This is a genomic window from Lactiplantibacillus plajomi, assembly GCF_005405405.1.
Taxonomy (GTDB): Bacteria; Bacillota; Bacilli; order Lactobacillales; family Lactobacillaceae; genus Lactiplantibacillus; species Lactiplantibacillus plajomi.
Genome location: NZ_BJDZ01000012.1, coordinates 26,106 through 52,070, shown reverse-complemented (window position 1 = coordinate 52,070; position 25,965 = coordinate 26,106). Strand labels below are relative to the sequence as shown.

Sequence of the window (25,965 nt, the reverse complement as noted above, 5' to 3'; positions counted from 1 at the left end):
ACAGGCGTTTGACAAACGTCAAATGAGCTATTATAGTAAGTATTAATCATTCTTATCTTTTAGATAAAGTAGTCAAAGTGCTTTATCCACGCTTTAAGGTGGCGTGGACTAGGCGCTTTTTTTATGCTTTTTAGGACATATTGTTAACTAATTAGAAGTGTTTTTTGGTATGGTATTAGGCGGTATGACGGGAATTTCCCAGCACTACTGACTTAATTGTGGGGCGAGCCCCACCGTACGGATGTTTAGAGAAAGGACATGATGAAAGATGCCAACGACCACGGAATTTGATACGATTGCGGCGATTTCCACGCCACCTGGCGAAGGTGGTATTTCAATTATTCGAATTAGCGGTGACCAGACGTTCAACGTTGTCGCGCAAATCTTTAAGGGCAAGGACCTGAGCAAAGTTCAGTCCCATACCATTAACTACGGTCACATCGTTGACCCGGACACCCATCAGGAAGTCGATGAAGTGATGGCTTCGGTCATGCGGGCACCGAAAACTTACACCCGTGAAGACGTGGTGGAAATCAACTGTCACGGTGGCTTAGTGGCGACCAACAAAATTTTGCAATTGATTTTAAGTCACGGCGCACGGATGGCCGAACCGGGTGAATTTACCAAACGGGCCTTTTTAAACGGTCGCTTGGACCTTTCACAGGCGGAAGCCGTCATGGACCTGATCCGCGCGAAGACTGATAAATCAATGAAAGTTGCGTTGAATCAGTTGGACGGGGACCTCTCGAAACTCATTCGCCACCTCCGCCAAGATATTTTAGACGTATTGGCACAGGTCGAAGTCAACATCGACTACCCGGAATACGACGCGGTCGAAGCGATGACGACTAAGATGCTTAAAGAAAAGGCGGTCGAGGTCGGACAAAGTATCGACCAGCTGTTGGCAACCGCTAAGCAGGGGAAAGTCCTGCGTGAAGGGTTGGCAACGGCAATTATCGGCCGGCCGAACGTGGGTAAGTCGAGTTTACTAAACCACTTATTACACGAAGATAAGGCCATCGTGACCGACGTAGCCGGAACGACTCGGGACGTGATTGAGGAATACGTGAACGTCCGCGGGGTACCGTTGAAGTTAGTTGATACGGCCGGCATTCGCGATACGGAAGACAAGGTCGAAAAAATCGGGGTTGAACGCAGTCGCAAGGCGATCGGGGCCGCCGACCTCGTCTTGTTAGTGCTGGATAGCAGCCAGCCGCTAACCAACGAAGACCAGGAATTGTTGAAGCAAACCGCTGAGTCGAAGCGGATCGTGATTTTAAATAAAACCGATTTACCGACCCAGTTGGACCGCAAGCAGCTAGACCAATTGGTTGATCCCGCCGACGTGTTAAGCATGTCGGTCCTGCAACAGTCCGGTGTTGAACAGTTGGAACAGCGGATTGCCAAGATGTTCTTCAACGAAGGCATTGAAAGCAGTCAAAATAACGTCATGGTCACGAACGCCCGCCACATTGGGTTATTAAACCAGGCCAAGCAGGCGCTGAGCGACGTTCAGACGGGGATCGCGGCGGGGATGCCGGTCGACCTCGTACAAATTGATATGACTCGTTGTTGGGAATTTCTCGGTCAAATTACCGGGGACAGCTATGAAGATGAATTATTAGACCAGCTATTTAGCCAGTTCTGCTTGGGTAAGTAGTGTAGGAGGAAAAAGAGAATCATGACAGAAGTAAAGCAGTATCAGGGTCGCGACTACGACGTCATCGTTGTGGGTGCCGGCCACGCCGGCTCAGAAGCGGCCTTAGCCGCCGCCCGGATGGGAAACCGGACCTTATTAATGACCATTAACTTAGACATGGTCGCCTTTATGCCTTGCAACCCGTCCGTGGGTGGCCCGGCGAAGGGGATCGTTGTGCGCGAAATCGACGCGTTGGGTGGCGAAATGGGCCGCAACATCGATAAGACTTACGTCCAAATGCGGATGTTAAATACCGGGAAGGGTCCGGCTGTCCGGGCACTGCGGGCACAGGCCGATAAGCACGCTTACAGCGCTGAAATGAAGCACACGATCGAACGCGAACCCAACTTGACCTTACGCCAGGGAATCGTCGACGGCTTGATCGTCGAAGACGGCGTCTGCAAGGGGGTTATTACCAATACCGGCGCCCACTACTCCGCCAAGAGCGTAGTGTTGACGACCGGGACGGCCGCCCGTGGGAAAATCATCATTGGTGAATTGATGTATTCTTCGGGTCCGAACAACTCCCAACCGGCGATGAAACTTTCGGGTGATTTGGAACGCCTTGGCTTTAACCTGGAACGCTTTAAGACCGGGACGCCGCCACGGGTTGATGGTAATACCATTGACTACGGCGTGACCGAAGAACAGCCCGGTGATCCGGAACCACACCACTTTAGCTTTGAAACTAAGGACGAGGACTACCTCGATTTAAAGCACCAACTGTCTTGCTGGTTGACGTATACCAACGAAACTACTCACAAGATTATTCATGACAACCTTGACCGTGCACCGATGTTTACCGGCGTGATCGAAGGGGTCGGGCCGCGTTACTGCCCGTCGATTGAAGACAAAATCGTCCGTTTCGCAGACAAGAAGCGTCACCAACTTTTCTTGGAACCAGAAGGTCGCAATACGGATGAATGGTACGTACAAGGCTTGTCCACCTCGATGCCCGAAGAAGTCCAACAACGCATTCTGCACTCGATTGCGGGCCTGGAAAAGGCCGAAATGATGCGGCCGGGATACGCCATCGAATACGACGTCGTATCGCCTTACCAGTTGAAAGCCACGCTCGAAACTAAATTGGTGAAGAACCTTTACACGGCGGGGCAAACTAACGGGACGTCCGGTTACGAAGAAGCGGCCGGACAAGGCCTAATCGCCGGCATTAACGCTGGTTTGCGGGCCCTAGACCGTGACCAGCTGACGCTTAAGCGCAGTGACGCCTACATTGGGGTCATGATCGATGACTTGGTCACTAAGGGAACTAGCGAACCGTACCGATTATTAACGAGTCGGGCGGAATACCGCTTGATCTTACGGCACGACAATGCTGATTTACGCTTGACCGATAAGGGACGCGACCTCGGCTTGATCGATGATGACCGTTACGCCGCGTTTGAAGCTAAACGCCAGGCTATCAAGGATGAGCTTGACCGGTTAGGCAAAATCCGTATTAAGCCTAACGATGCGGTCAACAGTTTCTTAGAAGCCCACCATTCCGGCATCTTAAAGGACGGCGTCTTAGCAGCCGACTTCTTGAAGCGGCCGGAAGTGCGCTACGCCGATTTGATGAAGTTCATTCCGGCAGCGCCGCAACCGCTAGAACGACACATTATCGAACAAGTTGAAATCCAAATTAAGTACGCGGGTTACATTACCAAGGCCGAGGAACGGGTCGACCACTTGAAGAAGTTGGAAGCCAAGAAGATTCCGGACCGTATCGATTACTATGCGATCGACGGACTCGCAACCGAAGCCCACCAAAAACTAAAGAAAATTCAACCAACGACGATTGCCCAGGCATCCCGGATCAGTGGAGTTAACCCTGCCGATATCGCGATTTTGAGTGTTTACATTCAGCGCGGGCGCATTGCTAAAGTTGAAGATTAATGAAGCAAAACGGGACGCGCCCGCCAAGTTTGGCAGGCGCGTTTTTTTCGTAAAAAAATAAAGGACCGGCACAGACAAGCGGCGCCGTTTGGATTATAATTATGGGAAGTTAACGGTTAGGGAGCTGCAGAAATGAGAGTGTTCAAGAGTATCATGAGCTGGGTAGTTCCGATCGTCATCGGGCTGCTGGTGGCCACGATTATTCGTTACTTTGTATTTACATTAGTTCGGGTTGACGGACCCTCGATGGAACCGAACTTAGAAAATAATGAACGGGTCGCCGTGGTTAAAACGGCAAAGATTCGACACCTCAGTGTGATCGTGTTCAACGCCCATAAGGTTGATCCGATTGCGAAGACCGGGGTGAAGTACGTGAAGCGGGTGATTGGGATGCCCGGGGATACGGTTAAAGCGCAGGACGGTAAGATTTACGTCAATGGTAAGGTCGTTTCGCAAAAGTTTATCAGTCAGTTTGAACGAACACAGGGGACTGGCAACTGGGACCTCTACGCGTTAGGGAATCGCAATGAATGGGCCGATAAGACGGTCAAAGTACCGAAAAATAGTTACTTTGTATTAGGCGATCACCGGTCGGTCTCAAACGATAGTCGCTACTGGGGCTTCGTACCGGCGAAAAAGGTGATTGGCGTCGTTAAAGTCCCACTGTGGGATACGAACGCGACCCGCCGGCATAACGTTAATAGTCTGGGTTATTAAAAAAACGGGTGATGCACCGGAATGGCGTATCACCCGTTTTTGAGCGGTAACTGTTCAGAAAAGTAAACAATTATTGTGTTTAGCAATGAACAAGCCTAAAATATAAACTAATTAATTGACAGGAGGCACCAGCATGGGCGTATTTGCAGAACGATTAAAGACGGCAATGCAGCAAGCGGAGCTGAGTTCAGCGCAGCTTGCAAAACAAACGGGGATTGGCCGTTCATCAATCAGTCAGTGGCTAAGTGAAAAGTACGTGGCGAAGCACGATAAGGTCGTCACTTTGGCAGAAGCGTTAGCGGTTGACCCGGAATGGCTGGTAGGTTTGACTGACCAGCCGACCCCGCCAGCGACCTTGCCGGTGGAACCAGTCGTTGAGGCGACCCCGCCAGTTGATCCACAACTAGTCGCATTGTGGCAGCAACTCGACGAACCGCAGCGGGCCAAGTTGCTGAAAAAGGCCAATAAGTTACTGGCGAAGGAAGTTCAGGAAACCGGTAAGGGGAAGCGGAAAGCCAAGAAGAAAAAGAAAAAGTCGAAGAAAAAGTAACGTTAAAGGGCCGTGTTATGAAGTGAACGCTTCATAATACGGTCCTTATCAGTTAATGGTTATTTTTCAACTGGCCAGCGTTCCCAGTCCTTGGCCCAAATGAGCCCCATCACGCCTTCGCCAACGTGGACGCCAACAACCGGTCCGATTTCACCTTCATCAATGGTAATGTCGGGAAAACTGGCGGTTAGGTCAGCGGTCCATTCGGCCTGAAGCTTGGGATTATTCCCGTTTTCAATGGTGACGCGCAGCGGGTAGTCGGCGGCGGCCACCGCCGCGGCCAGTTTAGCTTTAATAGCGGTGTAGGCGCGGCGCATCGTCCGTTCTTTTTCAATCGCCACAATCTTGCCATCTTCAAAGGTTAACACTGGTTTGATGCGTAACAGGTTGCCAACTAATCCGGAAGCGTTGGATAAGCGCCCGGTGCGGACAAGGTGGCTAAGGTTGTCAACGACGAAGAAAACTTGGGTCGTTTCCCGAATTTTTACCAATTGGTCAATAACTTCTTCGGGAGTGTAGCCGGCCGCGACGAGTTTGGCGGCGAGTAGGACCATGTAAGCCTCACCGGCCGCGGTAATTTTGGAATCGAACGGGTAAACTTTAATGTTCGTGACGTTCGGGAGAAAGCTTTCTAGATTATTGATAAAACTAGTGATCCCGGAAGATAGGTGGATGCTGATTACGGCATCGTAGCCCTCATCGGCGAGTTGATCATACATTGTTTGCATCTGACCCAGGGTGATCTGCGTCGTTGTTGGCAATTCGGGCGCGGTGCGCATTCGTTCGTAAAATTCTTTGGAAGTGATCTCGACGTTTTCGAGGTAGGTCTGCTTACCAAAGATGACCGTGATTGGAACAACGTGGATATTGTATTTCTGGATATCGGCTGCCGATAAATAACTAGCACTATCCGTGACAATTGCGGTTTTCATAGTGGCTCCCATCTTGTGAAAGAATTTATACTGTATTATAACGCTTGTTAATACCCGAATCTAGCGTCTTTCAGGTTCCAAAATCCCGAGTTGTAATCGGGGATTGAAACCGGCATAATGAAAACAATTAATTGCTAGGAAGGGTGGTTTGATGACAGCTCAGATGACGATAAAACCAGCGACGGCGGCGGATCAGGCGGCGTTAGCTGAAATTTACCTAATTGATCGCCAACGCGAATTTCCGTGGGTTAGCCACCCGCAATTGGCAGATTTCGACCAGGATAGCCGTGGTGAATTCGTCCTGGTGGCGTGGATCGATGGCCAGCGCGCCGGTTTTTGTTCATTATACCGGCTGGCCAACTTCATTCACCTATTATTTGTTAGTCCGGACTTTCGCCATTTAAAAGTTGGCGAGCGTTTGTTGATGGAAATGCGGCAGTACGCAACGGCGCCGTTGACGCTGAAATGCGTAATTGCTAACCAGGCGGCGCTGGATTTCTACGCCCAGGTCGGCTTTGAAATCGTACAAACTGATGAGGACGCGGTACCGCCGAATTACACGCTGCGGGATACCCGCACGGAGCAATACGTGGCCCTTGTTGACTTAAACGCACTAACTCATCACCACTTTAATTAAATCTAATTATTTTTTAATTTTGGGGTTGACATCGGTAAAAACCGGCGCTAAACTCTAATCATTAATTAAATTAAGATTAAAAACTGTGATGAGGAACGGCACTGGAAACGTTAGTCAGCGAGCTGCAGGTTGGTGAAAGGCAGTCAAAACGTCTCAGCGCGGATCACCTTGGAGTTGCGCCCCGAAATGATTTGGAGAAGGCGTTGGATGGTACCCATTAGTGTACCGGCGTATCGCACCCAGTGTGCCGTACGTGCTAAGGTGTTGGCTGCGAAGCTGACACGAATAAAGGTGGTAACCCGTTACAGACGTCCTTTAATTAACTCGGTAGAGTTAGTTGAAGGACGTTTTTTTAGTCAATTAAAGGTGGTGAGGATGATGAAATCGGACATTCAGGTGGCTAGTTACCAACAGTGGGCAACGGTGGCTAGTCGCATTAACCTTGGGCGAGGGGTCAGCATCCTCGTTGCGTTAGGGTAAATTGCTGACACATATTGATTTTAGCGGTTACGAACGTAGCCACACATATTTTAGGCGTTACACATATTATTAAGGACAACTCAAACGATTAACACATAGCAATCACACATAGTTACAGCACTAACACCAACACCAACACATAGACGGAGGTAGCACTTATGACCAAAACAATGACAGTAACCGAAACCCAAGTCGCACAACAACTTTTTGACGCGTACCGCCACCAACAACCGCTTAACATGGCCGACTTAGCCAACCAAGTACCGGATGAAGACGCTGCTTACCGGGTTCAAGCCGCGCTCACTGTGCTCAAGAATCAACCGTTGGGCGGGTATAAAGTTTCACTGACTAGTGAACAGACCCAAAAGATGTTTGACGCCGATGCGCCGCTATACGGGGCGCAGGTTGCTGATCATTTCTTAGCGGCCCCGGCCACGGTCCGGCAAAGCCAATTGATGGATCCACTCGTAGAAGTTGAACTGGTTTTTAAGGCCAAACAGACGCTGACCGCTGAAGACAGCCTAACCGATTTGTTCCACAAAACGACGGTCGCACCGGCGCTGGAATTACCAGATTCGCGTTTTTCGGACTGGTTCCCAGATTTACCTAAGAACTTAGTCGTGGCGGATGCCGCGGTTGGCGGCCTAGTCGTTTACGGCACTGAACGGGATACCGACAGCGTCTTTGATTCGGTTGCGGACGTGGCGACCCCTAAGTGTACCTTGGTTCACGATGGGGAAACGTTGAAAACCGGGGTTGCCAGCGAAGTGCTGGGTAACCCGTTAAAATCGTTGCACTGGTTAGTGGGTAAACTGGCAAGTCAGCATAAGCAGCTGACGGCCGGTCAGCGGGTCTCTTCCGGTACGTTCGTGCTACCGCCGCATTTAACGGTCGGTCACTGGCAAGCGGATTTTGATCATCAACTCGGAAGCGTTCAATTAGAGATGACTAACGATTAAAATAGTTAAGCCGTTGCGCATTTGCGTAACGGCTTTTTTTCTGCCAATGTTTCACGTGAAACATTCAGGTCGTGGTAGGCGGCCAGTGGGGACACCGGTATACTGTGGGTGTGGACGTTGCGGTGCGCTTGATTGGCGACCGAACGAAACGGATAAAAGGGGGATAGGTGGCGTGCTAATAGCTAAATCGCGAGGGTTAACATTATTCACAGTTAGCTTGTTACTGGTGCTAACTGGGTGTCATAAGGCGACGCGGGCAACGCCGGACATTGATGCGCCCGCCATCGTAACGAAGATGGATCGTACCGGAATTATTGAACATCCTAAGCGGTGGGCGGCGTTAATGAAACAAACCGAACACGGCCAAAAAATTAAAAGTGTGCGCGAACTTAACCAAGTTTTACAGCAGGGTAACCGGCACTCGTTCGTAGCGACAACGCCCAAACAATTCGAAGATATTAACGCGCCATCGATTAGTGCCGTTCGCGGTTACCGGGTCCTGAACGTGCCGTCGTTTTTTTCGACTGACGATGCGCAGACGCAGAAGTATCAGCAGCAATTACGCCGGTGCGTGACTAAGTTGAAGGACGAACCGGTCCTGATTTTGAACTTTGCCCATAATCGGGGTGGCGATTACCGTCCGATGATTGCGGGGCTGGCGGCTGTCATTCCCCGGGGAACGTTATGGTCAGAAGTTGATAAGCACGGTCACGCCAAACCGGTAGTCATGACCACTAAACGCATCTACGGTGGTCTGAATAAGCAGTCAATGACGTACCGGGCGCCGCGGCAGCGAACCGACCAAAAGGTGCTGTTGATTATGGATAATCGCACCGGTAGTGCCGCCGAATAAACGGTTATGGCTTTGAAACGTAATCCGAACGTGACGACGATTGGCCACCCGACAGCCGGGTATACGAGTGTGAATACGGGCTACGTTGCCAAGTCTAAAAAAGCGGCGGCCGTGCTGACGGTCGGCACGATTACTAGTCAGGTCGCGATCAATGGTCAAAGGCAGTTCAATAACCAACCGCTTAAGCCGGATGTCCAGACCTTGTATGCACCGGTCGCACCGCGGGGCAGTCAGTACCGCAAGCAACAGCCGCTCGATGCTGATTTTTGGGATGAATTGGTTCAGCAGTTACCACGACAATCCGCAAAAACTGGAAACTAAACTAAATTAAACCGCGCACTGCAACTTGTCGCTAGACGGTTACAGTGCGCGGTTTAATGCTGGTTATAAAACCTCTTTTAATACATTGTTATAAAACCTGCTGCAATACCGGTTAACTACGCGTTAATACGGTGATAATTTTGATCAAAGTACTTGCCGTTACGGATGTCGTCGGGTAAGCCGGCGTAAGGGGCTTCAGCAATGACGTCGTCGTTATTTTGACCGGCGTCGCCCGCGTAGGTGATCGTGGCAAATTCGGGAACGACAAGCTTCGGGTAGGTCGCGTATTTTTCGCGGGCTTCTTCCATTAAATCGATGTGGTCGTTTTGGAAGGTAACGGTAATTTCAGGATGGTCTTGCACCCATTTTGGGAAGAAAATCGTGCCGTTGACCTTGTTATCATTAGGCAGAAAATCTAGGGCAACGTCGGTCCCGGTTGGTTCGGTCCAAGCGACCTTGTAGATGCCTTCGGTCAGCATCACGATGTTGGCTTCCTGATCCTTGACCCAGCGGCCGGCAACCATCCCACCGTGGATCCGGTAGTCGACGGTGTGGTCATTTTTAGCGTACCATTCGTATTCCCACCCGTTATCGTAGGTGTAAATGAAGTGGGTGCCTAAAAAGTCAGCGAGCGTTTTGAATGTTTTAGTCATGTGATGAGCTCCTCTAGTTTTATGATTTTATATACATGTAATTAATTACATGTTAAGCGACGGAATTAAGCATAAACCGATTCGGGCTATCCGTCAAGCCCGGGGCCTTAAGCAGTCATTGTTAACCTGTCGTTAACAACCGGTTTTGTGCCGCTAATTAGTGTATACTGGGAGCGAGGGAGGGATTTTATGGCACAAAAAAATAAATTACAGTTTATTATTTTAGGGCTATTAAATCAGCGGCCCCTGACCGGTTACGACCTGACAAAGTCGTTTGATAACGAAATCGGCGAGTTTTGGCAAGCGCAGCACAGCCAAATTTACCCGCAATTAAAACGTTTAGAGGAACAGGGCGCCATTACCCACGAAGTGATGGTGAGCGGTGAAAAACTGGAAAAGAAACTGTATCACATTACCGACTTGGGAACGGCGCGCCTGCGCGACTGGATCACGGTCGGAACACCGGAATTAACAGCGACTAAGGATGAATTTATTTTAAAACTCTACTTTATCCGCAAAAGTACTGATCCGCGGTTATCCGTAATGTTGCACGAACAGTTGCGATTGCATACGGCGAAGCTGACCCATTTAAAGGGGCGGATGACAACCGTCTTTGGCGACGACCAGCAAATCGCGGACAACTACGGCCATTACTTGATCTTGCAACACGCGGTCGGCCGGGAAAGTTACTACGTGAACTGGCTCAAGCAGACGTTGAAAACCGTGAAGCACGCGCAAGCTTAGCGGTATAATGACAGTGTTACAACTCAATTAGCAGATAGGGGCGTTAGCAATGGAAAACCAAGCTATGCAGGAACCGTTAGTCTACCGGCGGGTATTACTAACGGTGGATGAAGATGATAATACGTCGTCCGAACGGGCATTTCGGTATGCCACGACGCTGGCCCGCGACTACGCGGTACACCTCGGAATTTGTTCGGTGTTAGAAAGTGAAGATATCAATATTTTTGACTCACTGACACCGTCCAAGTTGCAAGAAAAGCGGCGGCACGTGGAACAAGTCGTGGCCGACTACGTTAAATTGGCGGAGGCCAACGGCGTGGAACACGTGGAACCACTGGTCTACGAAGGCGGCGACGTCGATGACGTTATTTTGGAACAGGTCATTCCGGACTTCAAGCCGGATCTGTTAGTCACGGGCGCCGACACCCAGTTTGCCCATTCGAAAATTTCGGGGGCAATTGGTCCGCGGTTAGCTAAAAAGGCACCGGTCTCCGTTATCGTTGTGCGCTAAGGCGGATACGAAATAAAATTTTGAAAAAACGTTTCGAACCAAGCTTTAATTAGCATGGGCGGAACGTTTTTTTTATGGTTTTGTGGGACATTTTATGTCCAGATAGGCAAACAAACCGTCCAGACTTGTGTATGTGTGAGCTTGATTTTAAATTTATTTAAAAATCTAAAATCCCTTAATATAAGCGATTACAAACGGTAAAGAACATAATTTTTGAAAAAATTTCAAATTGGTTGTTGCATTTTGAACAAAGCTCGCTATAATAAAGTTTGTAAATTGATTCACAAAGAATGGAATGGAGGAACCGAACCATGATGAAAGCTGCAGACACCAAAGAAACCAAGAAAACGACTAACGAGGTTGATGAACTCGTTAAGCGTTCTAAGAAAGCCTTAGCGGAATTAAAATCGTACGACCAAGCACAGATTGATGAACTGTGTGAAAAGGTCGCGGTGGCCGCTCTGGATAACCACATGAAACTGGCCAAGATGGCCGTTGAAGAAACTGGCCGTGGGGTCGTTGAAGATAAGGCCATCAAGAACATTTATGCTAGTGAATATATTTGGAATAGTATGCGTCATGATAAGACCGTTGGGATCTTAGAAGAAGATGCCGAAAAGAAAATGATGAAGATTGCCGAACCAGTCGGCATCGTTGCCGGGGTTACGCCGGTTACGAACCCAACTTCAACGGTTGTTTTCAAAACTTTAATCTCATTAAAAGGACGGAACACGATTGTCTTTGGTTTCCACCCACAAGCTCAAAAGTGCTGTGCGGAAACTGCCCGGATTATTCAGACGGCGATTGCAGCTGCCGGTGGCCCGGCTGACGCGGTGCTCTACATTGAACACCCAAGCATTGACGCTACCAGCGCTTTAATGCACCATCCGGACGTTGCCACGATCTTGGCAACCGGTGGTCCAAGCATGGTTACCGCCGCTTACTCATCAGGGAAGCCAGCCTTAGGGGTTGGTCCTGGTAACGGCCCGACTTACGTTGAAAAGTCCGCTAACATCAAGCAGGCGGCTAACGACATCGTTCTTTCTAAGACCTTTGATAACGGGATGATTTGTGCGTCAGAAAACAGTGCCGTTATTGATAAAGAAATCTACGCCGATTTAATGGCAGAATTCAAACGCTTAGGTTGCTACATTGTAAAGCCTAAGGACGTCCAAGCGTTGAGTGACGCGGTTATTGATCCGAACCGCCACACCGTTCGTGGTCCGGTTGCCGGGAAATCCGCTTACGAAATTGCTCAAATGGCCGGCTTAAAGGACGTTGACCCTGAATGCCGCGTTCTGATCGCCGAATTAAAGGGTGTCGGCTTGAAATTCCCACTTTCCGGTGAAAAATTATCACCAGTTCTGACGGTTTACAAGTCCAGCTCGAACGAAGAAGCCTTCAAGATTTGTGACGACTTACTTCATTATGGTGGTTTAGGTCACACGGCCGGCATTCACACGACTGACGACGACTTAGTTAAGAAGTTCGGCCTGGCCATGCCAGCTTGCCGGATCTTGGTTAACACACCATCTTCAGTTGGTGGGTTAGGTAACATTTACAACAACATGACCCCATCGTTAACTCTGGGCACGGGTTCTTACGGTGGTAACTCGATTTCTCACAACGTTTCTGACATGGACTTGATCAACATCAAAACGGTGGCGAAGCGTCGGAACAATATCCAATGGGTAAAGATGCCTCCCAAGGTCTACTTTGAGCCCAATTCTCTCCGCTACCTTGAAACAATGGCTGGCATCAAAAAGGTTTTTCTAGTTTGTGACCCTGGGATGGTTAAGTTCGGCTACGCTGACCGAGTAACGGCCGTCTTGAATCAACGGGTTGAACCGGTTGATATCGACATCTTCTCCGAAGTTGAACCGAACCCGTCATCGGATACGGTCTTCAAAGGGGTCGAACGCATGAAGGCCTTCGAACCAGACACGATCATTGCCTTAGGTGGTGGGTCCGCAATGGACGCCGCCAAGGGGATGTGGCTCTTCTACGAACATCCAGAAGCTTCCTTCTTAGGTGCTAAGCAGAAGTTCTTGGATATTCGGAAACGGGCTTACAAGGTCCCAGTACCGAACAAAGTAACTTACATTGGGATCCCAACGACTTCCGGGACCGGGTCAGAAGTAACGCCATACGCGGTTATTACTGACTCCCAGACGCACGTTAAGTACCCGATCACCGACTACGCAATGCAACCAGACATTGCCATCGTTGACCCACAATTCGTTGAAACGGTACCACCACGCACGACTGCTTGGACTGGGTTGGACGTGATTACCCACGCTACCGAAGCCTACGTTTCAGTCATGGCTACCGACTACAGTCGCGCATGGTCGATTCAAGCCTTGAAGTTAGCCTTCAAGTACTTGAAAGCGTCCTACGATGGTGACCAGGAAGCGCGTGAACACATGCACAATGCGTCCACGATGGCCGGGATGGCCTTTGCGAACGCCTACCTGGGCATTAACCACTCAATCGCCCACAAACTTGGTGGGGAATTCAACCTTCCTCACGGGTTAGCGATTGCGATCACTTACCCACAAGTTGTTCGTTACAATGCGGAAATCCCAACGAAGCTGGCAATGTGGCCGAAGTACAACTACAATACCGCTTTAGGCGACTACGCTGATATTGCCCGGGCCATTGGCTTACCAGGCAAGACCGACGAAGAACTCAAGGAAAGCTTAGTTAAGGCATTCATTGACTTAGCACATTCAATGGACGTCACGTTATCACTCAAGGCTAACCGGGTTGAAAAGAAGCATTTCGATGCGAGTGTTGATCACCTTGCTGAATTAGCATACGAAGATCAATGCACCACGGCTAACCCGCGTGAACCACTCATTAAGGAATTGAAGGCCTTACTCGAACGCGAATGGGACGGCCAAGGAGTGGAAAAATAGGGTTAATTAAATACGGGTTCCTCTAATTTCATCATTAGGCTCTCGTTTTGGTGGCTAGCCACCAAAACGGGGGCCTTTTTGGTGTTCATAATTAATTGAAATATTAGTTCCTTTTATATCCAAACTAACCTATACTTATGACGGATAAGGTAAATGCAACTCAACCTTATAACGAAGGGGGACTTCTAAATGAAGTTATCGGTAACTAAACGGGGGCTTGGGCTATTGTTAGCTGGCGTTATCAGTGGGGGGCTACTGGCGACGCCAAGCGCGACTGCTGACAATGCGACGGCCACGCGCCCAACAACTCGTACGGCAACGGTCAAGTTACGGCCAACCGCGTATTACAGTGTGCGGGCGGGAAAAACGTACCGCTTTACGGATGCGCACGCGCAGGTCAAGTTGAGTGCAAACCATGATTTGAAAAATTACCGCCAGACGACTTGGACGGCGACCGGACGGAGTGATGTAACAACGCCGAACGGGCAAACGACCCGTTACTTGTACGTTAAGAACGCGCGTAACGGGGCAACCGGCTGGGTCGCGGCTAAGCTGATGAAGGCTGGCCGCCATTACCAGGTCAACGGGGCGCAAAAGATCAAGGCCAAAAATTACGTTCGGGCGACGAGCTTTAAGAAGGCAAAGGCGCCGACGCAAAAAATTTATCAACTTTCTGGTAAAAATAGTGCGATGCACTGGGTCAAGGGCCAAACCATTAGTAAGAAGAAGACTTACCGGGCGACTAAGAAGCGCCATTACTATCAAAACGGGAAAACCTACTGCTACTACTACGTCACGAGTGGTAAAACCAAGGGCTGGGTCTGGCATAAGGACCTTAAGAAGGGCACCTATTACGACGTAGCCAAGCACCAAGCCGCGATTCGCAAACGGCTCAAAACGTATTTAACGTCGGTGACCAAGGATAAAACTGCCGAAGTGGCGTTTTACAATCTGTCACCAGTTAAGGGCAGTAAAGCCGCAAAGGCGCCGCACGCCTCGGTTTATAAAGCGGGTAAGCTGGCGGTCAACGCTTGCGGTAAGTATTCAACCGTTTCGGCCAGCACTTATAAGCTGTACATCGCGGCCTACGTCTTGCACTTAAAGCAACAGAAGCGTTTCAAGTGGACTAAGGCGAACCGGGCGGGAGTCACGCGGATGATCGTTAATTCCGCCAACGACTACCCGGTCAGCATTTTACGCAAGTACGGCCGGACTAACATCAACCGCTGGCTTGCATCGCAGGGCTATTACGGCAATACGTTTAGCGCGACCCGGGCATCGCGGACGACGGCTAACAGCCTGATCAAGGTGCTTAAGGACTTACAAAATGGTAAAAAGGCCTTTTCGAATAAATCGGACCGCGCCTTCATTTTGAAATTGATGGGCAAGCAGGTTTACCGGAAGGGAATTCCAACTGGCGCCGCGCGGGCTAATAAGGGTACCAAGGTGCAGGATAAGGTCGGTTTCTTGGAAAGTAACAACGGCGACGCCGGAATCGTGCGGTTACCGAACGGTCAGCGCTACTTGCTGGTTGTCTTGACTTGGGGCCACCATCAATCCGGTTTCAGTGGTTTCCCGCGGATTGCCAAGATTACGAAAAAAGTACAACAAATCGTTTATTAACAGTTAAAAAAAAGTCCAAAAGGGCCAGTGTTCAGTTTTGTGAACACCGGCCCTTTTGGGTAGAACTAATAAACTAAGTGCTGGGTGCAGCCAGCACGAGGAGGTAACAATAGATTAAATCGTCCATGTTTTTCAAATCGAACCCGCTGGCGCGTTCGAACTTGTCGATGCGGTAAAGCAGGGTATTCCGATGGACGAAGAGGTGGGCGGCCGCCTGACGGACGTTGCCTAAAGTTTGGTAAAGCGCCCGGATCAACTGCTGGTTTTCGGGCACTCGTAGCAGCGGGGTACACAGCGCCCGTAATTCCAGCTTGCGCGGTCCAGCTAACGCGGGCAGTAGTTGCGCCGTAACCGTGGTGACCGCTTGCTGGTGCTCTTGACTGAACAACTGCTGCTCAACGGTATAGACGCGGGGCAACTTGGCATCGTGCGGTTGCTGGCTTCCTAGTAATACGGTGGTATTGGTTGCAAAGTCATCGTCTAGAAGTGCCAGCATGGCGGGCAGGTCGGTTTCGGCGCTGACCGGTTGCTTCAATAGTAAGTACCCTGCCGTTTTAGCCGTCCAAGCTTGGTGCAGGCAGCCGTCAAAGAGGGCGGCGAAGGCTTGCAACCAAGCGGTCCGGCTCTGGGTAGCGTCGGTAAACCGTACCCGGAAATAGACGAGCTGAAACTGTTCAGCGGTGGTTTGCGGCGCGTGCGCCGTTTTTCCGAGTAAGTAGGCGGTCCAGTCGTCGGTTTGGACGCTGGCCTTTGGCGTGGCTAGCAATTCTAGGAGGGCGAGCTCGCGGTCTTCCAAGTTCGTCGTATCGATGCACAGGTACTTACCGGCGGCTAGCTTAACGCAAACGGTATGGTCGCTTAACGCCGGGGCGGACTGAACCGTCGCGTGCGGATAAATTGCCATTAATTGTTGAGCATCCATGAAGATCCCTCCTATGTGTGGGTGAGCTAGTTACGAACGGTTTCGGTCGTTGAGGCCCGCGCTACCAACTTGACGGCGACCGTTTCGGGGTTGTTAAAGGTGCGTTCGGGGTTGTTGATCTGATCCAGCAACGCTTCGACGGCCTTAGCACCGATACCGGCAAAGTCCTGGACGACGGTGGTCAGCGCGGGGTCGTTTTTCGCGGCGGCCGGCAAGTTATCAAAGCCGATAATCGCCAACTGGTCTAAAATGGTCGGCGTTACTTCCTGTAACCGGTGCATCGCTTTTAGGGCCACCACGTCGTTTTCGGCAATTAACGCCGTAATTTTCTGGGCGTGGAGGTAACCTTCAAGCTGAACTGCGTCGGTACAAGTCTGAAGCGCCTGTGCCCAACGTAGCGGGAGCGTGACGTCCGTGTCCGCTAGCTTCAACTGGTTGAAGTACCCCATGAAGCGGTCGCTGACGGTCCCGGTGAACGTTTGCCAAAACGGGGTCTCGGGTAAAAAGGCGATCCGTTGGTGGCCGTGGCGTTGTAGGTGGGCGCAGGCTAACTGGCCGCCGGCAACGTTATCACTGACGATGCTGGGCACTGCCAGCGCGGCCGGCCGCTTATCCAGCACGACGAGCGGTAACCGGTGAGCGTGTAACGCCATCAGTAGGGGCAACTCGGTTGCTAAGTTTTGGGGGTAATAGATCACCCCGGCAACGTGGTGCGCCAAGTCGAGCGGGTCCCGTTGCAGAAAGCTGTCGTTAGCCATTAAGCGCAGTTGCCAGGTCGTACCGGCAAGGGTCGCCTGGATACCGCTTTGGTAATCCCCGAAAGCCGGTGCTTCAAATGGTAGTACTAACAGGATTTCACGCTGGCTCGTACTTTTATGCGGTTTCACGTAAGTACCGCCGCCGCGAACCCGATAGACCAGGTCGGCCGCGGCCAGTTCGTTGAGCGCCCGCTTAGAGGTGATCCGACTGACACCGTACTTGATTGCCACGGCATTTTCACTAGGAAGGCGGTCGTTAGGTGCGTACTCGCCACGCAGAATCGCCATCCGAAGTTGTTGATATAGAACCGCGTACTTTGCCATCGTATCCCTCCACCTGGTATACCGACGAAAACAACTTTTTTCGTCAATTGCCTTAAATTTAGTATGATTTTAAGCGCTTACATGATATATTTCAAGTGACAAAGTATATCAACTTACCTTTAAATATTGACTATGTTTCACGTGAAACAATCGGATGAAACGAGTGATCCTGTGATTAAAGTCAGCTGATTTTTGGCACGCAGTTCGACGATTAGCGGACGGAAACGCAAAGAGGCCGTGACATTAGTCACAGCCTCTTGTGCGTCTCCGAATATTGATAGCCAAAACGTGCGCCAAAAGTTTTGCGTACGTATTAAGTTGCTTGCAACATGCGGTACTGCGAATCGTATAGTTCGTAGTACTGACCACGTTGGGCCATCAATTCGGCGTGGGTCCCGGCTTCAACAATCTGGCCGTCATCAACGACGAGGATCTGGTCGGCTCGTTGAATGGTCGATAAGCGGTGCGCCACGATGAAGCTAGTCCGGCCTTTGAGTAGCTCGTTAAGGCCTTCTTGTAACAAGGCTTCAGTCTTGGTATCGATCGCGGCGGTGGCTTCGTCCAAAATCAGGATGCGCGGGTCGGCGAGTAGGACGCGGGCAAAGGCGATCAGTTGCCGCTGCCCGGCCGACATGCTGCCACCACGTTCTTGAACGGTCGTTTGGTAACCATCCGGGAGGGTTCGGATGAAATCATCCGCCCGGGCGACCTTAGCCGCCTGCACGACTTCATCATCGGTTGCGTCTAAACGACCGTAGCGAATGTTATCCATAATCGTCCCAGAAAAGATGAAAGTGTCCTGTTGCATGACGCCCATCTGGGTTCGCAACGAATCCAGCGTAATCTGGCTAATATCGACGTTGTCGATGGTGACCTGCCCCTCAGAAACGTTGTAAAAGCGGGAGAGGAGGTTGATGATCGTCGACTTACCGGCACCGGTCTCACCAACTAGCGCAATCGTTTGCCCCGGTTTGGCGTGAAACAAGACGTGCTTTAAAATCATCGGCTCATCTTGGTCGTAACGAAACGAGACGTCGTTAAAGCGCACGTCGCCCTTAATCGGTGGCAGGTCGAACGCGTCGGGGGCGTCGATCACGGTTGACTTTTCGTCCATCGTTTCAAAGATTCGCTCGAGGTAGGCGGTCGCGGTAATGAGTGAATTATAGAAGTTACCGATGTTAATGATCGGGTTCCAGAAGTTGTTGATGTAACCGATAAAGGCGATCAGCGTCCCGGTACTAACGACCACGCCAAGTTGCTGAATCCCGATAAAGTAAATCAGCGCGGTCGTGATCGTCGACACGTTTTGGACCCCCGGCCCCAGCGCGTACTGAATTTTAACCGCCCGCATGTAGGAATCGCGGTTGTCGTTAGCGACGTCGTCAAAGGCTTGAATCGCATTTTCTTCCTGCGCAAAGCCCTGGGTAATCTTGATGCCATCGATGCTTTCGTGGATGTAGGCGTTCAGGTTGGATTGCTTGTTGCTTAGTTCGCGGAAGGCGACCCGCTGCTTTTTCTGGATTACGTAGGCCCAAAGAATCAGGACCGGAATCAGCACTAGGCTGTCGAACGTCAGCTTCCAGTTGATGGCAAACATGAAGATCAACGTGATGATCACCGAGATGATGTCGGAAATTAGGTTGACCAGTCCGTTAGCCAGTAAGTCACTCAGCGTGTTGATGTAGTTGACGACCCGAATCAAAATTTTACCGTGTGGGCGCGAATCAAAGTAGGAAAAGGGGAGTCGCTGAATGTTGGTAAACAGGTCGGTCCGCATATCGATCAGTAGGTCCTGACCGATTTTCGTAATGGACCAGATGCGGTAACGGAAACAGCCAAAGGCCACCAGCAGGCTGGTGAGAAAGATGCCGCCAAGCAGCCATAGCTGGTGAAAATCACGGTTGGGAATTGCTTGGTCAATCGCCACCTTCATCAAGTAGGGGCCTAAAATGACGGCCACGTTACCGAGCAAAATTGAACCCAGAACTAATAACATTTGGCCAGCGTAAGGTTTGAGGTAATGACCTAACCGGGCGTAGTCGTGCCAGTTAAACCGTTGGCGTAGACTTTCATCCTGGTTATAAGTGTTGCGTTTTGCCATTAATGTTCCCCTCCCTTCGCTTCTTTGAGTAAGCCGAGTTGCCGGCGGTAGGTTTCGGCGTAGTAGCCGTTTTCCGCTAATAAACTTTCGTGGGTGCCGTGTTCGACGATTTGACCGTGACGTAAAACGATGATCTGGTCCGCTCGGCGCAATGACGAAATCCGTGAGGCGATGATGAAGACCGTCTTATCAGCGGTAATTTTTTTCAACCGCTTTTGGATCGTCGCTTCGGTTTCCATGTCCAGTGCACTGGTCGTATCGTCCAAAATCAGGACTTGCGGGTCCTTGACCAGTGCCCGCGTCAGCGAAATCCGTTGCTTTTGCCCACCGGACAAGCCGACGCCGCGTTCGCCCACGACCGTATCGTAGCCGTCGGGCATCGTGCGGATGAAGTTGTCGGCGTCGGCCACGGTTGCCATTTCGCGCATGAACGGTGCCGAGGCGTCCTGGTTACCGTAACTGATGTTATCCGCAATCGAATCCGAGAAGAGGAACAGGTCTTGCGTCACGATGGTGATTTGATTACGTAGTTGTTCGGCCGGCCAGTCGCGCACGTCACGGCCGTCGATCAGGACGCGACCGTGTGTCGGGTCGTAAAAGCGGGCAATCATGTTCATTAAGGTTGATTTACCGGAACCGGTCTCACCAAGAATCCCGAGGGTCTGACCAGGTTGAACGCTGAAGTTGATGTCGTCTAAGACCTTAACTTCGGGCGCGTCCGGAAAGGCGAAGTCCACGTGTTCGAACTTTACGGCACCGTGCAGCGGGGCACTCGTGGTGCTGGTTGCCGGTACGATGGCCGGCTCGGCGTCCAACATTGCGCGAATCTTAATGGTGGCGGCGGAGAAGCGTTGAATATCGTTAATCAGCCAGCCACTCATCCGCATCGGTTGGTTGAGTAGCCATAGGAACCCGTTAAAGGACACGAGTTCCCCGAGGGTCATGTGCTTGGTGATGACGAGAAAGCTCCCGAATAACAAGACGATAACCGAGAGCAGCGAGGCTAGCAGGTCCAGTGCGGGTAAGTACCGACGCGAAACGGCGGCCGAAGCCATGTTCTTATCGCGGTAGTCGTAATTCAATTTTTGGAATTTCTTGATTTCGAAGTCTTCACGGGCGAAGGCGCGGATGACCCGGTTACCGGAAATGTTTTCTTCCACCATCGCGTTCAGGCGGGCGAAACTTTGCCGGATGTTGAAGAAGACGGTGTGGGCTTCGGTGCTCATCCGTTGGGTCAGGTACCAGATCGCCGGAGTCAGGATGACCAGCGCCAGCATCAACTGCCAGTTGATCATGCCCATGACAACGACCGCGGTTAAAAACCACAGGACGCATTCCGATGAGTTATAGGTCACCCAACAGAGAAAGTGGCGAATGGCGTCGGTGTCACCGGTCAGGCGCGCCATGATGTCGCCGCTGGTGACCGAGTTAAAGAAAGTGTAGTCCAAGGATTGCAACTTGCTGAACAGGTCGTGACGGATGGCAAACAGTGAATTTTGACCGACCCGTTCCCACAAAATGATGTAACAATAGCGCATAATGGTTCTTAGTAGGGTAACGCCGACCATGGCAGCCAGTAACGGCACCAAGCGTTCCAAGTGGCCCTGGTTAATGACCTGGTCGACGATGAAACCGCCAAATAGGGGAACGATGACGATTCCGGCGGCGTTAATAACGATTAAAATGATGGCGAGAATAATCTGAATCCGGCTCCGCTTAGCGTATTGCCAGATCCACTGGTAAGGGTTCATATCGATGGCCTCCTAACGGTGCGGCTGGTCGCCGGACCACCCGCGAGTTTAATCTTAGTATGCGGGGAAGGCGGGGGCGGTTGAATAGACGTTTTTGACTAATAGCATGTCTTTTTTTGCGAAAGGGGGGAAGTGACTTGCTAGCACTCAGTGACTTTACACCGGAAGTGCTCTACGCGTTTCCGTACCGCAACGAGCAGCCGGGCACCTACGTGTACCACAAACATACTTTTTTAGAGTTATCGACCATGCTTGAAGGCTACTCCGACTATAACGTGGAGGGCCGCTGGCGGCGGGTCGTGGCTGGGCAGGCGCTACTCTTTAATCCCGGGGTGCACCACCAGGAGACCCAACCACCGCACACCCAGAGCTTGCAACTGCACATTGGTTTTCGTCACGTGGTCTTACCGGGACAAACGCCGGACCACTTACCGTTTGCGGATAGCTTAATTGACTTGGGCGCTTACCGCGAGGAGTTCATGGCGGGTGCCCGCCGGATCGTGACGGAAAGCCAGCGCCCGACCGCGTTCGGCCATGATTTACTGATTCAGGCGATGGTCGTGCAGCAACTCTGCCTCCTGTTACGGGCGTTACCGGAAAATAACGTTAGCAGCGATTACTTATCGGTCAACGAAGCGGGTGATCCCAAGGCGGACCGCTTGGCACTGGTCAGTGCGGCGACCTACTACTTGGAAGCCCACTATAACGAAGACGTGACCTTAAGTGAACTGGCTCAGCAACTACACGTTAGCGCCGCCTACCTGTCGCGGACCTTTAAAAGCGTGCAGGGGACCAGCCCGATTAACTACTTGACCGGGCTGCGGATGCGGCGGGCCAAGCACTTATTGGCCAACGAGCAGCTGACGGTAACGGCGGTTGCCCAAGCAGTTGGCTACCAGGACCCGTACTATTTCAGCAAACTTTTTAAGCGCTACTTCGGCGCCGCACCAACGCTACTGGGTAAGTCGTTACGCGGTGATTAGGTATACCCCGACCAGCCAAGTTTTTGGCGTCCCGCGGTTCAAATTAGCAGGCAAGATGGGTATACTCGGGGGGATATCACGACGTTAAGGAGGTTAGCTTTAATGAAACTGCAATATTTAGGGACCGGTGCCGCCGAACGGGTCCCCGCGTTATTTTGTCATTGTAAAGTGTGTCGCTACGCCCGTGAACACGGTGGAAAGGACGTTCGCACCCAGACGCAGGCGCTGATCGATGACGGCCGGTTAATGATCGATTTTCCGGGGGATAGTTATTTGCACGCCCTGAATGACGGGTTGGACTTTGGCCAGATACACCAACTATTGATCACCCACTGGCACAGCGACCATTTATACGCTGAAGACCTGGCGCTACGGATGCACGGTTACGGGCAATCCTTGGGGTCGGTCCTTCACGTTTATGGTAACCGTACGTGCAAAAGTTTTACGACCGCGCGTTTGACTTGGAAGGGCGTGACGATCCGCAGCGGCTGCAGTACCACCCGCAGAAGAATTTCACGACGTTTATGGTCGCCGGGTACCAAGTTTGGATCTTGGCGGCTCAGCATGGTCATTATCAGGGCGACTGCTCGATTTACGCGATTCGCGACCAGGCGGGTAAGACGCTGTTATGGACCCACGATTGCGCCTACTTTAGCGAGGAGATGTTCCAATACTTAGTCGACCAGCACCTGCACTTCGACTTCGTTTCGCTAGACTGTAATAACCAGCCCCACGCCGGCCAACCGGGCGGTCCCCATATGGGCTGGCCGGATGACCAACGGATGATGGCCCGCTTTAAAGCGCTCGGGCTGGCGGATGATCAGACCCGCTACGTGGTGAACCACTTTTCGCATAATTCCGGCTTGACCCACGCCCAGATGGAAAATTTAGTTGCCGGTAGCGGCGTGACGGTTGCTTACGACGGGTTAACGGTTGAAATTTAAGGTTAAAACGGTCGGCCGAGAAATGCTCGCAATCGTTATCGGTAACGGGTTGACGGCTTGGGCCTATTCGTGGGTGCTGGTCCGGGCAAACGTTATTAGCGGTGGGGTCACCGCAACGGCGATGGTTGCCGCGCGACTTAGTGGCTGGAGCGTCACCGGTTGGACGAACCTGATCACGGTTAGTTGTTTACTGGTTGCGTTAGGGTTCCTAGGTGGGCACAACTTTATTAATTCTATCGTTTCCAGCCTCAGCTACGTCGGTTGGTTCAGCGTGGCGCAGGCGTGGCCACCACCACTATCGATTTCGCTATGGTGGGGCTTACCACTAGCCGGTCTACTGGTTGGGCTCGGCTACGCGCTGTGTTTGACGCACCACGCATCGACGGCCGGACTGGACGTCTTGGCGTTAGTGGTCCACCGGTTTTGGCCGCGGATTCCGGTGGCCCATAGTTTACGGGTCATTAACTTAGCCGTCTTGTTACTGGGGGCTTGGCAATTTGGGTTACGGTCATTTATACTCGGCTTAGGTTTTATTTTGATTTATACGCAGACGTTAGCGGTCGTGATGAAGCGACAGCAACGGCGGGCACTTGCGTAAAATGTAAGCGCTATACTAAACGAATAACTGGATTGTAAATAGAACGGGGTCAATCCCCAAGGAGGAAGAATAGCATGATTGAATGGCGTGGATTAAGTGCGGAGCAACGGTTGGCGGTGTCCGCCGTTTGTTTACCCGAAACGCGGGTGCTGGATTTAACGGTGACCTGCCAGCAGGGGGCTAGCGGCGTTAAACTCAGCCGCGATGGTCGGCAGGCGACCTTAACGTACGGTACGACGACTGATTTGATGCGCGGAGCCGCGTTATTAAGTGCCAAAGCGCAGACGACCGAGCAGTTCGACCTGCAACAAACGCCGCAGTTTAAAGTGTTAGCGGCGATGCTGGACGTTGCTCGTAACGGGGTACCGACGGTTGCGATGATCAAACGGATGATCCGGCGGTTAGCCAGCATGGGCTACAACGAACTGTGGTTATACTTAGAAGATTTATTTGAAATTCCGGAAGAACCGTACTTTGGGCGCGAACGTGGCCGTTATTCGCAGGCCGAACTGCACGAACTTGCCGTGTACGGTGACCAGTTCGGGGTTAAGTTGGTGCCGGCGGTCCAAACCTTAGCGCACATGCATAACGCGTTGAAGTGGGAAGCCCATAATCCAGTTAAGGATACCGACGACACCTTGTTAGTCGGGGCGCCGGCAACCAAGACGTTTATGACCCACTTACTCAAGGCGGCCAGCGCGCCGTTTACGACCAACAAGATTCATATTGGGATGGACGAAGCTTACCAGTTAGGCCGCGGGCGCTATTTGGATCAAAACGGCTTTACCGACCAGCAGACCCTGATTTTGGAACAATTAAAAATGGTGGTCGGGTTGACCCAGCAATTGGGGCTCGACGCTTACATGTGGAGTGATTTGTGGTTCACCTTTGCCTCACCGAAAAACGAAATGTATGATCCGGACGTGCACTTTGACGCCGACTTTAAGGCGAGCCTGCCACCGGTTGGTCAGGTTTATTGGGACTACTACCACGAAGACGAACAAACTTACCGTGACCGCTTTGCGCAACACTTCGAACTTAGTGATAACGTGGTCTTTGCGGGTGGCATCTGGACTTGGAGTGCGCTGGCGCCCGACCAAAGTAAGATGATGGCGACGGTTAAGGCCGGATTGAGCGCGGCCAAGGCCAGTGGCGTGCAACAAGTGGTTGCGACCATGTGGTTTGATGATGGTGCCGAAGTACCGTTAAGCGCGGCCTGGTACGGGTTGCAAGCGTTCGCCGCTTACCAGTACCACGCCGACGTTACGCCGGCGACCATCGATGCCGAGTACGCGCTGACCCAGGGCGAAGCCCCGACGTTCTACCACTTGTTAGACCAGTTCGATAACTTCACCGGCAAGGTCAACGTCGACGCCGACAACGTCAGCAAGATTGTCTTATACGAAGATTTGTTATTACAAAAGTACCGGCAGAACTTACAGGCGATCGACCTCGAAAGCCAGTATCAGGACCTGATCACCCAACTGGGCCAAGTCCAACTACGGCCGGAAAACCGGGTAACCTTAACCTTTTACCGGCAACTCGCAAAAACGGTACTGGCCAAGCAACGGGCGCTAAAAGCGGTGGCCAGTTTAGGCCAACCGGATGCCGACGATGCGCAAGCCGAGCGTGCGTTGCAGGCGGTAGCCACTTACCGACAAGCCTTAGAGACGTTTATTCCCGCGTTCCGGACGGTCTGGCATGACCAACGGCGCGGTAACGGCTACGAAGTCATCGACGTTCGCTTAGGCGGGCAGTTTATGCGCTGTGCGACCGTTAGCTGGCGGATTCAAGAATGGCGGTTGGGCCATGACCAGCTGGCCGAGTTGCAAGAACCGCTATTACCAATGGATAAGTTCAATAACGGTATCGTTGGCCACGGGTTGTATAAGCAAATCGTTAGTGCCTGTGACTTGTCGTTCTAAAGGTACGGCACCTATACCAACTTAGTGGAAACATGTTTAGTTAATTGAACATAAAGACTTAAACTGTCAATTAAACCGACAATTACGATTTTTTTAGAGGTAATAATAATCGTAATTGTCGGTTTTAGTATAAAAAATATACCTAATTTTTTTAAAACCTTAAATT

The 25,965-nt window shown here is 51.4% G+C and carries 22 protein-coding genes; 16 read left to right on the top strand and 6 right to left on the bottom strand.

Features of this window, described 5'->3' with window-relative positions; genetic code table 11:
• The first annotated feature begins 268 nt into the window (after positions 1–268).
• The 4 genes from mnmE to FFM82_RS06660 all read left to right on the top strand — a co-directional run bounded on the left by mnmE (position 269) and on the right by FFM82_RS06660 (position 4,862).
• Positions 269–1,660, top strand: a complete 1,392-nt coding sequence (gene mnmE / locus FFM82_RS06675) for a tRNA uridine-5-carboxymethylaminomethyl(34) synthesis GTPase MnmE (RefSeq protein WP_137645088.1) — start codon at positions 269–271, stop codon at positions 1,658–1,660.
• 21 nt (positions 1,661–1,681) lie between these two features.
• Entirely contained in the window at positions 1,682–3,595 is a 1,914-nt protein-coding gene (mnmG, locus tag FFM82_RS06670; protein ID WP_137645087.1) for a tRNA uridine-5-carboxymethylaminomethyl(34) synthesis enzyme MnmG, read from the top strand.
• Positions 3,596–3,727: 132 nt separating this feature from the next.
• Positions 3,728–4,312 (top strand): signal peptidase I, encoded by a 585-nt coding sequence (lepB, locus tag FFM82_RS06665; protein WP_137645086.1) that lies wholly within the window; start codon positions 3,728–3,730, stop codon positions 4,310–4,312.
• A 133-nt stretch (positions 4,313–4,445) separates the two neighbouring features.
• A complete protein-coding gene (locus FFM82_RS06660) occupies positions 4,446–4,862 on the top strand; it encodes a helix-turn-helix domain-containing protein (protein WP_137645085.1) in 417 nt (138 codons plus the stop codon).
• Positions 4,863–4,921: 59 nt separating this feature from the next.
• Here the strand turns inward: FFM82_RS06660 and FFM82_RS06655 are convergent, their stop codons facing one another.
• Positions 4,922–5,794, bottom strand: coding sequence for a DegV family protein (locus tag FFM82_RS06655; protein WP_137645084.1), 873 nt, complete (start codon positions 5,792–5,794; stop codon positions 4,922–4,924).
• Between the two features lie 151 nt (positions 5,795–5,945).
• Here FFM82_RS06655 and FFM82_RS06650 point away from each other — a divergent pair, with 151 nt between their 5' ends.
• The 4 genes from FFM82_RS06650 (at position 5,946) to FFM82_RS06635 (ending at position 9,044) form a co-directional block, all read left to right on the top strand.
• Entirely contained in the window at positions 5,946–6,431 is a 486-nt protein-coding gene (locus FFM82_RS06650) for a GNAT family N-acetyltransferase (RefSeq protein WP_137645083.1), read from the top strand.
• Positions 6,432–7,069: 638 nt separating this feature from the next.
• On the top strand, positions 7,070–7,870 hold the full coding sequence (locus tag FFM82_RS06645) for a 2-keto-4-pentenoate hydratase (RefSeq protein ID WP_137645082.1): 801 nt from the start codon (positions 7,070–7,072) through the stop codon (positions 7,868–7,870).
• Between the two features lie 172 nt (positions 7,871–8,042).
• Positions 8,043–8,723 carry a S41 family peptidase gene (locus FFM82_RS06640; RefSeq protein ID WP_170178240.1) on the top strand — a complete coding sequence of 227 codons (681 nt, stop codon included), beginning with the start codon at positions 8,043–8,045 and terminating at the stop codon, positions 8,721–8,723.
• 6 nt (positions 8,724–8,729) lie between these two features.
• On the top strand, positions 8,730–9,044 hold the full coding sequence (locus FFM82_RS06635) for a hypothetical protein (RefSeq protein WP_137645080.1): 315 nt from the start codon (positions 8,730–8,732) through the stop codon (positions 9,042–9,044).
• A 116-nt stretch (positions 9,045–9,160) separates the two neighbouring features.
• On the opposite strand, the gene FFM82_RS06630 is transcribed toward FFM82_RS06635, so the two are convergent.
• Complete coding sequence (locus tag FFM82_RS06630; protein ID WP_137645079.1) at positions 9,161–9,697, bottom strand: phenolic acid decarboxylase; 537 nt, start codon at positions 9,695–9,697, stop codon at positions 9,161–9,163.
• Between the two features lie 189 nt (positions 9,698–9,886).
• On the opposite strand from FFM82_RS06630, the gene FFM82_RS06625 reads away from it, so the two are divergent.
• From FFM82_RS06625 to FFM82_RS06610, 4 genes are all read left to right on the top strand, one after another.
• A complete protein-coding gene (locus FFM82_RS06625; RefSeq protein WP_137645078.1) occupies positions 9,887–10,441 on the top strand; it encodes a PadR family transcriptional regulator in 555 nt (184 codons plus the stop codon).
• 49 nt (positions 10,442–10,490) lie between these two features.
• Positions 10,491–10,952: a universal stress protein gene (locus FFM82_RS06620; RefSeq protein WP_137645077.1), complete on the top strand. Its 462-nt coding sequence runs from the start codon at positions 10,491–10,493 to the stop codon at positions 10,950–10,952.
• Between the two features lie 311 nt (positions 10,953–11,263).
• Positions 11,264–13,870 carry a bifunctional acetaldehyde-CoA/alcohol dehydrogenase gene (gene adhE, locus FFM82_RS06615; protein WP_170178239.1) on the top strand — a complete coding sequence of 869 codons (2,607 nt, stop codon included), beginning with the start codon at positions 11,264–11,266 and terminating at the stop codon, positions 13,868–13,870.
• A gap of 189 nt (positions 13,871–14,059) precedes the next feature.
• Positions 14,060–15,493: a serine hydrolase gene (locus FFM82_RS06610; protein WP_137645076.1), complete on the top strand. Its 1,434-nt coding sequence runs from the start codon at positions 14,060–14,062 to the stop codon at positions 15,491–15,493.
• A 73-nt stretch (positions 15,494–15,566) separates the two neighbouring features.
• On the opposite strand, the gene FFM82_RS06605 is transcribed toward FFM82_RS06610, so the two are convergent.
• From FFM82_RS06605 to FFM82_RS06590, 4 genes are all read right to left on the bottom strand, one after another.
• Positions 15,567–16,415 carry a helix-turn-helix domain-containing protein gene (locus FFM82_RS06605; protein WP_137645075.1) on the bottom strand — a complete coding sequence of 283 codons (849 nt, stop codon included), beginning with the start codon at positions 16,413–16,415 and terminating at the stop codon, positions 15,567–15,569.
• A 26-nt stretch (positions 16,416–16,441) separates the two neighbouring features.
• Positions 16,442–17,497, bottom strand: a complete 1,056-nt coding sequence (locus tag FFM82_RS06600; RefSeq protein WP_137645074.1) for a GntR family transcriptional regulator — start codon at positions 17,495–17,497, stop codon at positions 16,442–16,444.
• Positions 17,498–17,810: 313 nt separating this feature from the next.
• Positions 17,811–19,598, bottom strand: a complete 1,788-nt coding sequence (locus FFM82_RS06595; protein ID WP_137645073.1) for an ABC transporter ATP-binding protein — start codon at positions 19,596–19,598, stop codon at positions 17,811–17,813.
• The gene (locus FFM82_RS06590; RefSeq protein ID WP_137645072.1) at positions 19,598–21,349 is read right to left on the bottom strand and encodes an ABC transporter ATP-binding protein; all 1,752 of its coding nucleotides are present in this window, start codon (positions 21,347–21,349) and stop codon (positions 19,598–19,600) included. The genes FFM82_RS06595 and FFM82_RS06590 overlap by 1 nt, the downstream gene beginning before the upstream one ends.
• Positions 21,350–21,486: 137 nt before the next feature.
• Here FFM82_RS06590 and FFM82_RS06585 point away from each other — a divergent pair, with 137 nt between their 5' ends.
• From FFM82_RS06585 to FFM82_RS06570, 4 genes are all read left to right on the top strand, one after another.
• On the top strand, positions 21,487–22,332 hold the full coding sequence (locus FFM82_RS06585; RefSeq protein WP_137645071.1) for an AraC family transcriptional regulator: 846 nt from the start codon (positions 21,487–21,489) through the stop codon (positions 22,330–22,332).
• 431 nt (positions 22,333–22,763) lie between these two features.
• On the top strand, positions 22,764–23,276 hold the full coding sequence (locus FFM82_RS13745; RefSeq protein WP_225425636.1) for an MBL fold metallo-hydrolase: 513 nt from the start codon (positions 22,764–22,766) through the stop codon (positions 23,274–23,276).
• A complete protein-coding gene (locus FFM82_RS06575; RefSeq protein WP_137645070.1) occupies positions 23,266–23,874 on the top strand; it encodes a YitT family protein in 609 nt (202 codons plus the stop codon). The genes FFM82_RS13745 and FFM82_RS06575 overlap by 11 nt, the downstream gene beginning before the upstream one ends.
• Before the next feature lie 74 nt (positions 23,875–23,948).
• Positions 23,949–25,799, top strand: a complete 1,851-nt coding sequence (locus tag FFM82_RS06570) for a beta-N-acetylhexosaminidase (RefSeq protein WP_137645069.1) — start codon at positions 23,949–23,951, stop codon at positions 25,797–25,799.
• The last annotated feature ends 166 nt before the right edge of the window (positions 25,800–25,965 follow it).

Coding starts and splice junctions, on each gene's coding strand:
- mnmE (WP_137645088.1), top strand. CDS start 269: ATGCCAACGACCACGGAATTTGATACGATTGCGGCGATTTCCACGCCA.
- mnmG (WP_137645087.1), top strand. CDS start 1,682: ATGACAGAAGTAAAGCAGTATCAGGGTCGCGACTACGACGTCATCGTT.
- lepB (WP_137645086.1), top strand. CDS start 3,728: ATGAGAGTGTTCAAGAGTATCATGAGCTGGGTAGTTCCGATCGTCATC.
- FFM82_RS06660 (WP_137645085.1), top strand. CDS start 4,446: ATGGGCGTATTTGCAGAACGATTAAAGACGGCAATGCAGCAAGCGGAG.
- FFM82_RS06655 (WP_137645084.1), bottom strand. CDS start 5,794: ATGAAAACCGCAATTGTCACGGATAGTGCTAGTTATTTATCGGCAGCC.
- FFM82_RS06650 (WP_137645083.1), top strand. CDS start 5,946: ATGACAGCTCAGATGACGATAAAACCAGCGACGGCGGCGGATCAGGCG.
- FFM82_RS06645 (WP_137645082.1), top strand. CDS start 7,070: ATGACCAAAACAATGACAGTAACCGAAACCCAAGTCGCACAACAACTT.
- FFM82_RS06635 (WP_137645080.1), top strand. CDS start 8,730: ATGGCTTTGAAACGTAATCCGAACGTGACGACGATTGGCCACCCGACA.
- FFM82_RS06630 (WP_137645079.1), bottom strand. CDS start 9,697: ATGACTAAAACATTCAAAACGCTCGCTGACTTTTTAGGCACCCACTTC.
- FFM82_RS06625 (WP_137645078.1), top strand. CDS start 9,887: ATGGCACAAAAAAATAAATTACAGTTTATTATTTTAGGGCTATTAAAT.
- FFM82_RS06620 (WP_137645077.1), top strand. CDS start 10,491: ATGGAAAACCAAGCTATGCAGGAACCGTTAGTCTACCGGCGGGTATTA.
- adhE (WP_170178239.1), top strand. CDS start 11,264: ATGATGAAAGCTGCAGACACCAAAGAAACCAAGAAAACGACTAACGAG.
- FFM82_RS06610 (WP_137645076.1), top strand. CDS start 14,060: ATGAAGTTATCGGTAACTAAACGGGGGCTTGGGCTATTGTTAGCTGGC.
- FFM82_RS06605 (WP_137645075.1), bottom strand. CDS start 16,415: ATGGATGCTCAACAATTAATGGCAATTTATCCGCACGCGACGGTTCAG.
- FFM82_RS06600 (WP_137645074.1), bottom strand. CDS start 17,497: ATGGCAAAGTACGCGGTTCTATATCAACAACTTCGGATGGCGATTCTG.
- FFM82_RS06595 (WP_137645073.1), bottom strand. CDS start 19,598: ATGGCAAAACGCAACACTTATAACCAGGATGAAAGTCTACGCCAACGG.
- FFM82_RS06590 (WP_137645072.1), bottom strand. CDS start 21,349: ATGAACCCTTACCAGTGGATCTGGCAATACGCTAAGCGGAGCCGGATT.
- FFM82_RS06570 (WP_137645069.1), top strand. CDS start 23,949: ATGATTGAATGGCGTGGATTAAGTGCGGAGCAACGGTTGGCGGTGTCC.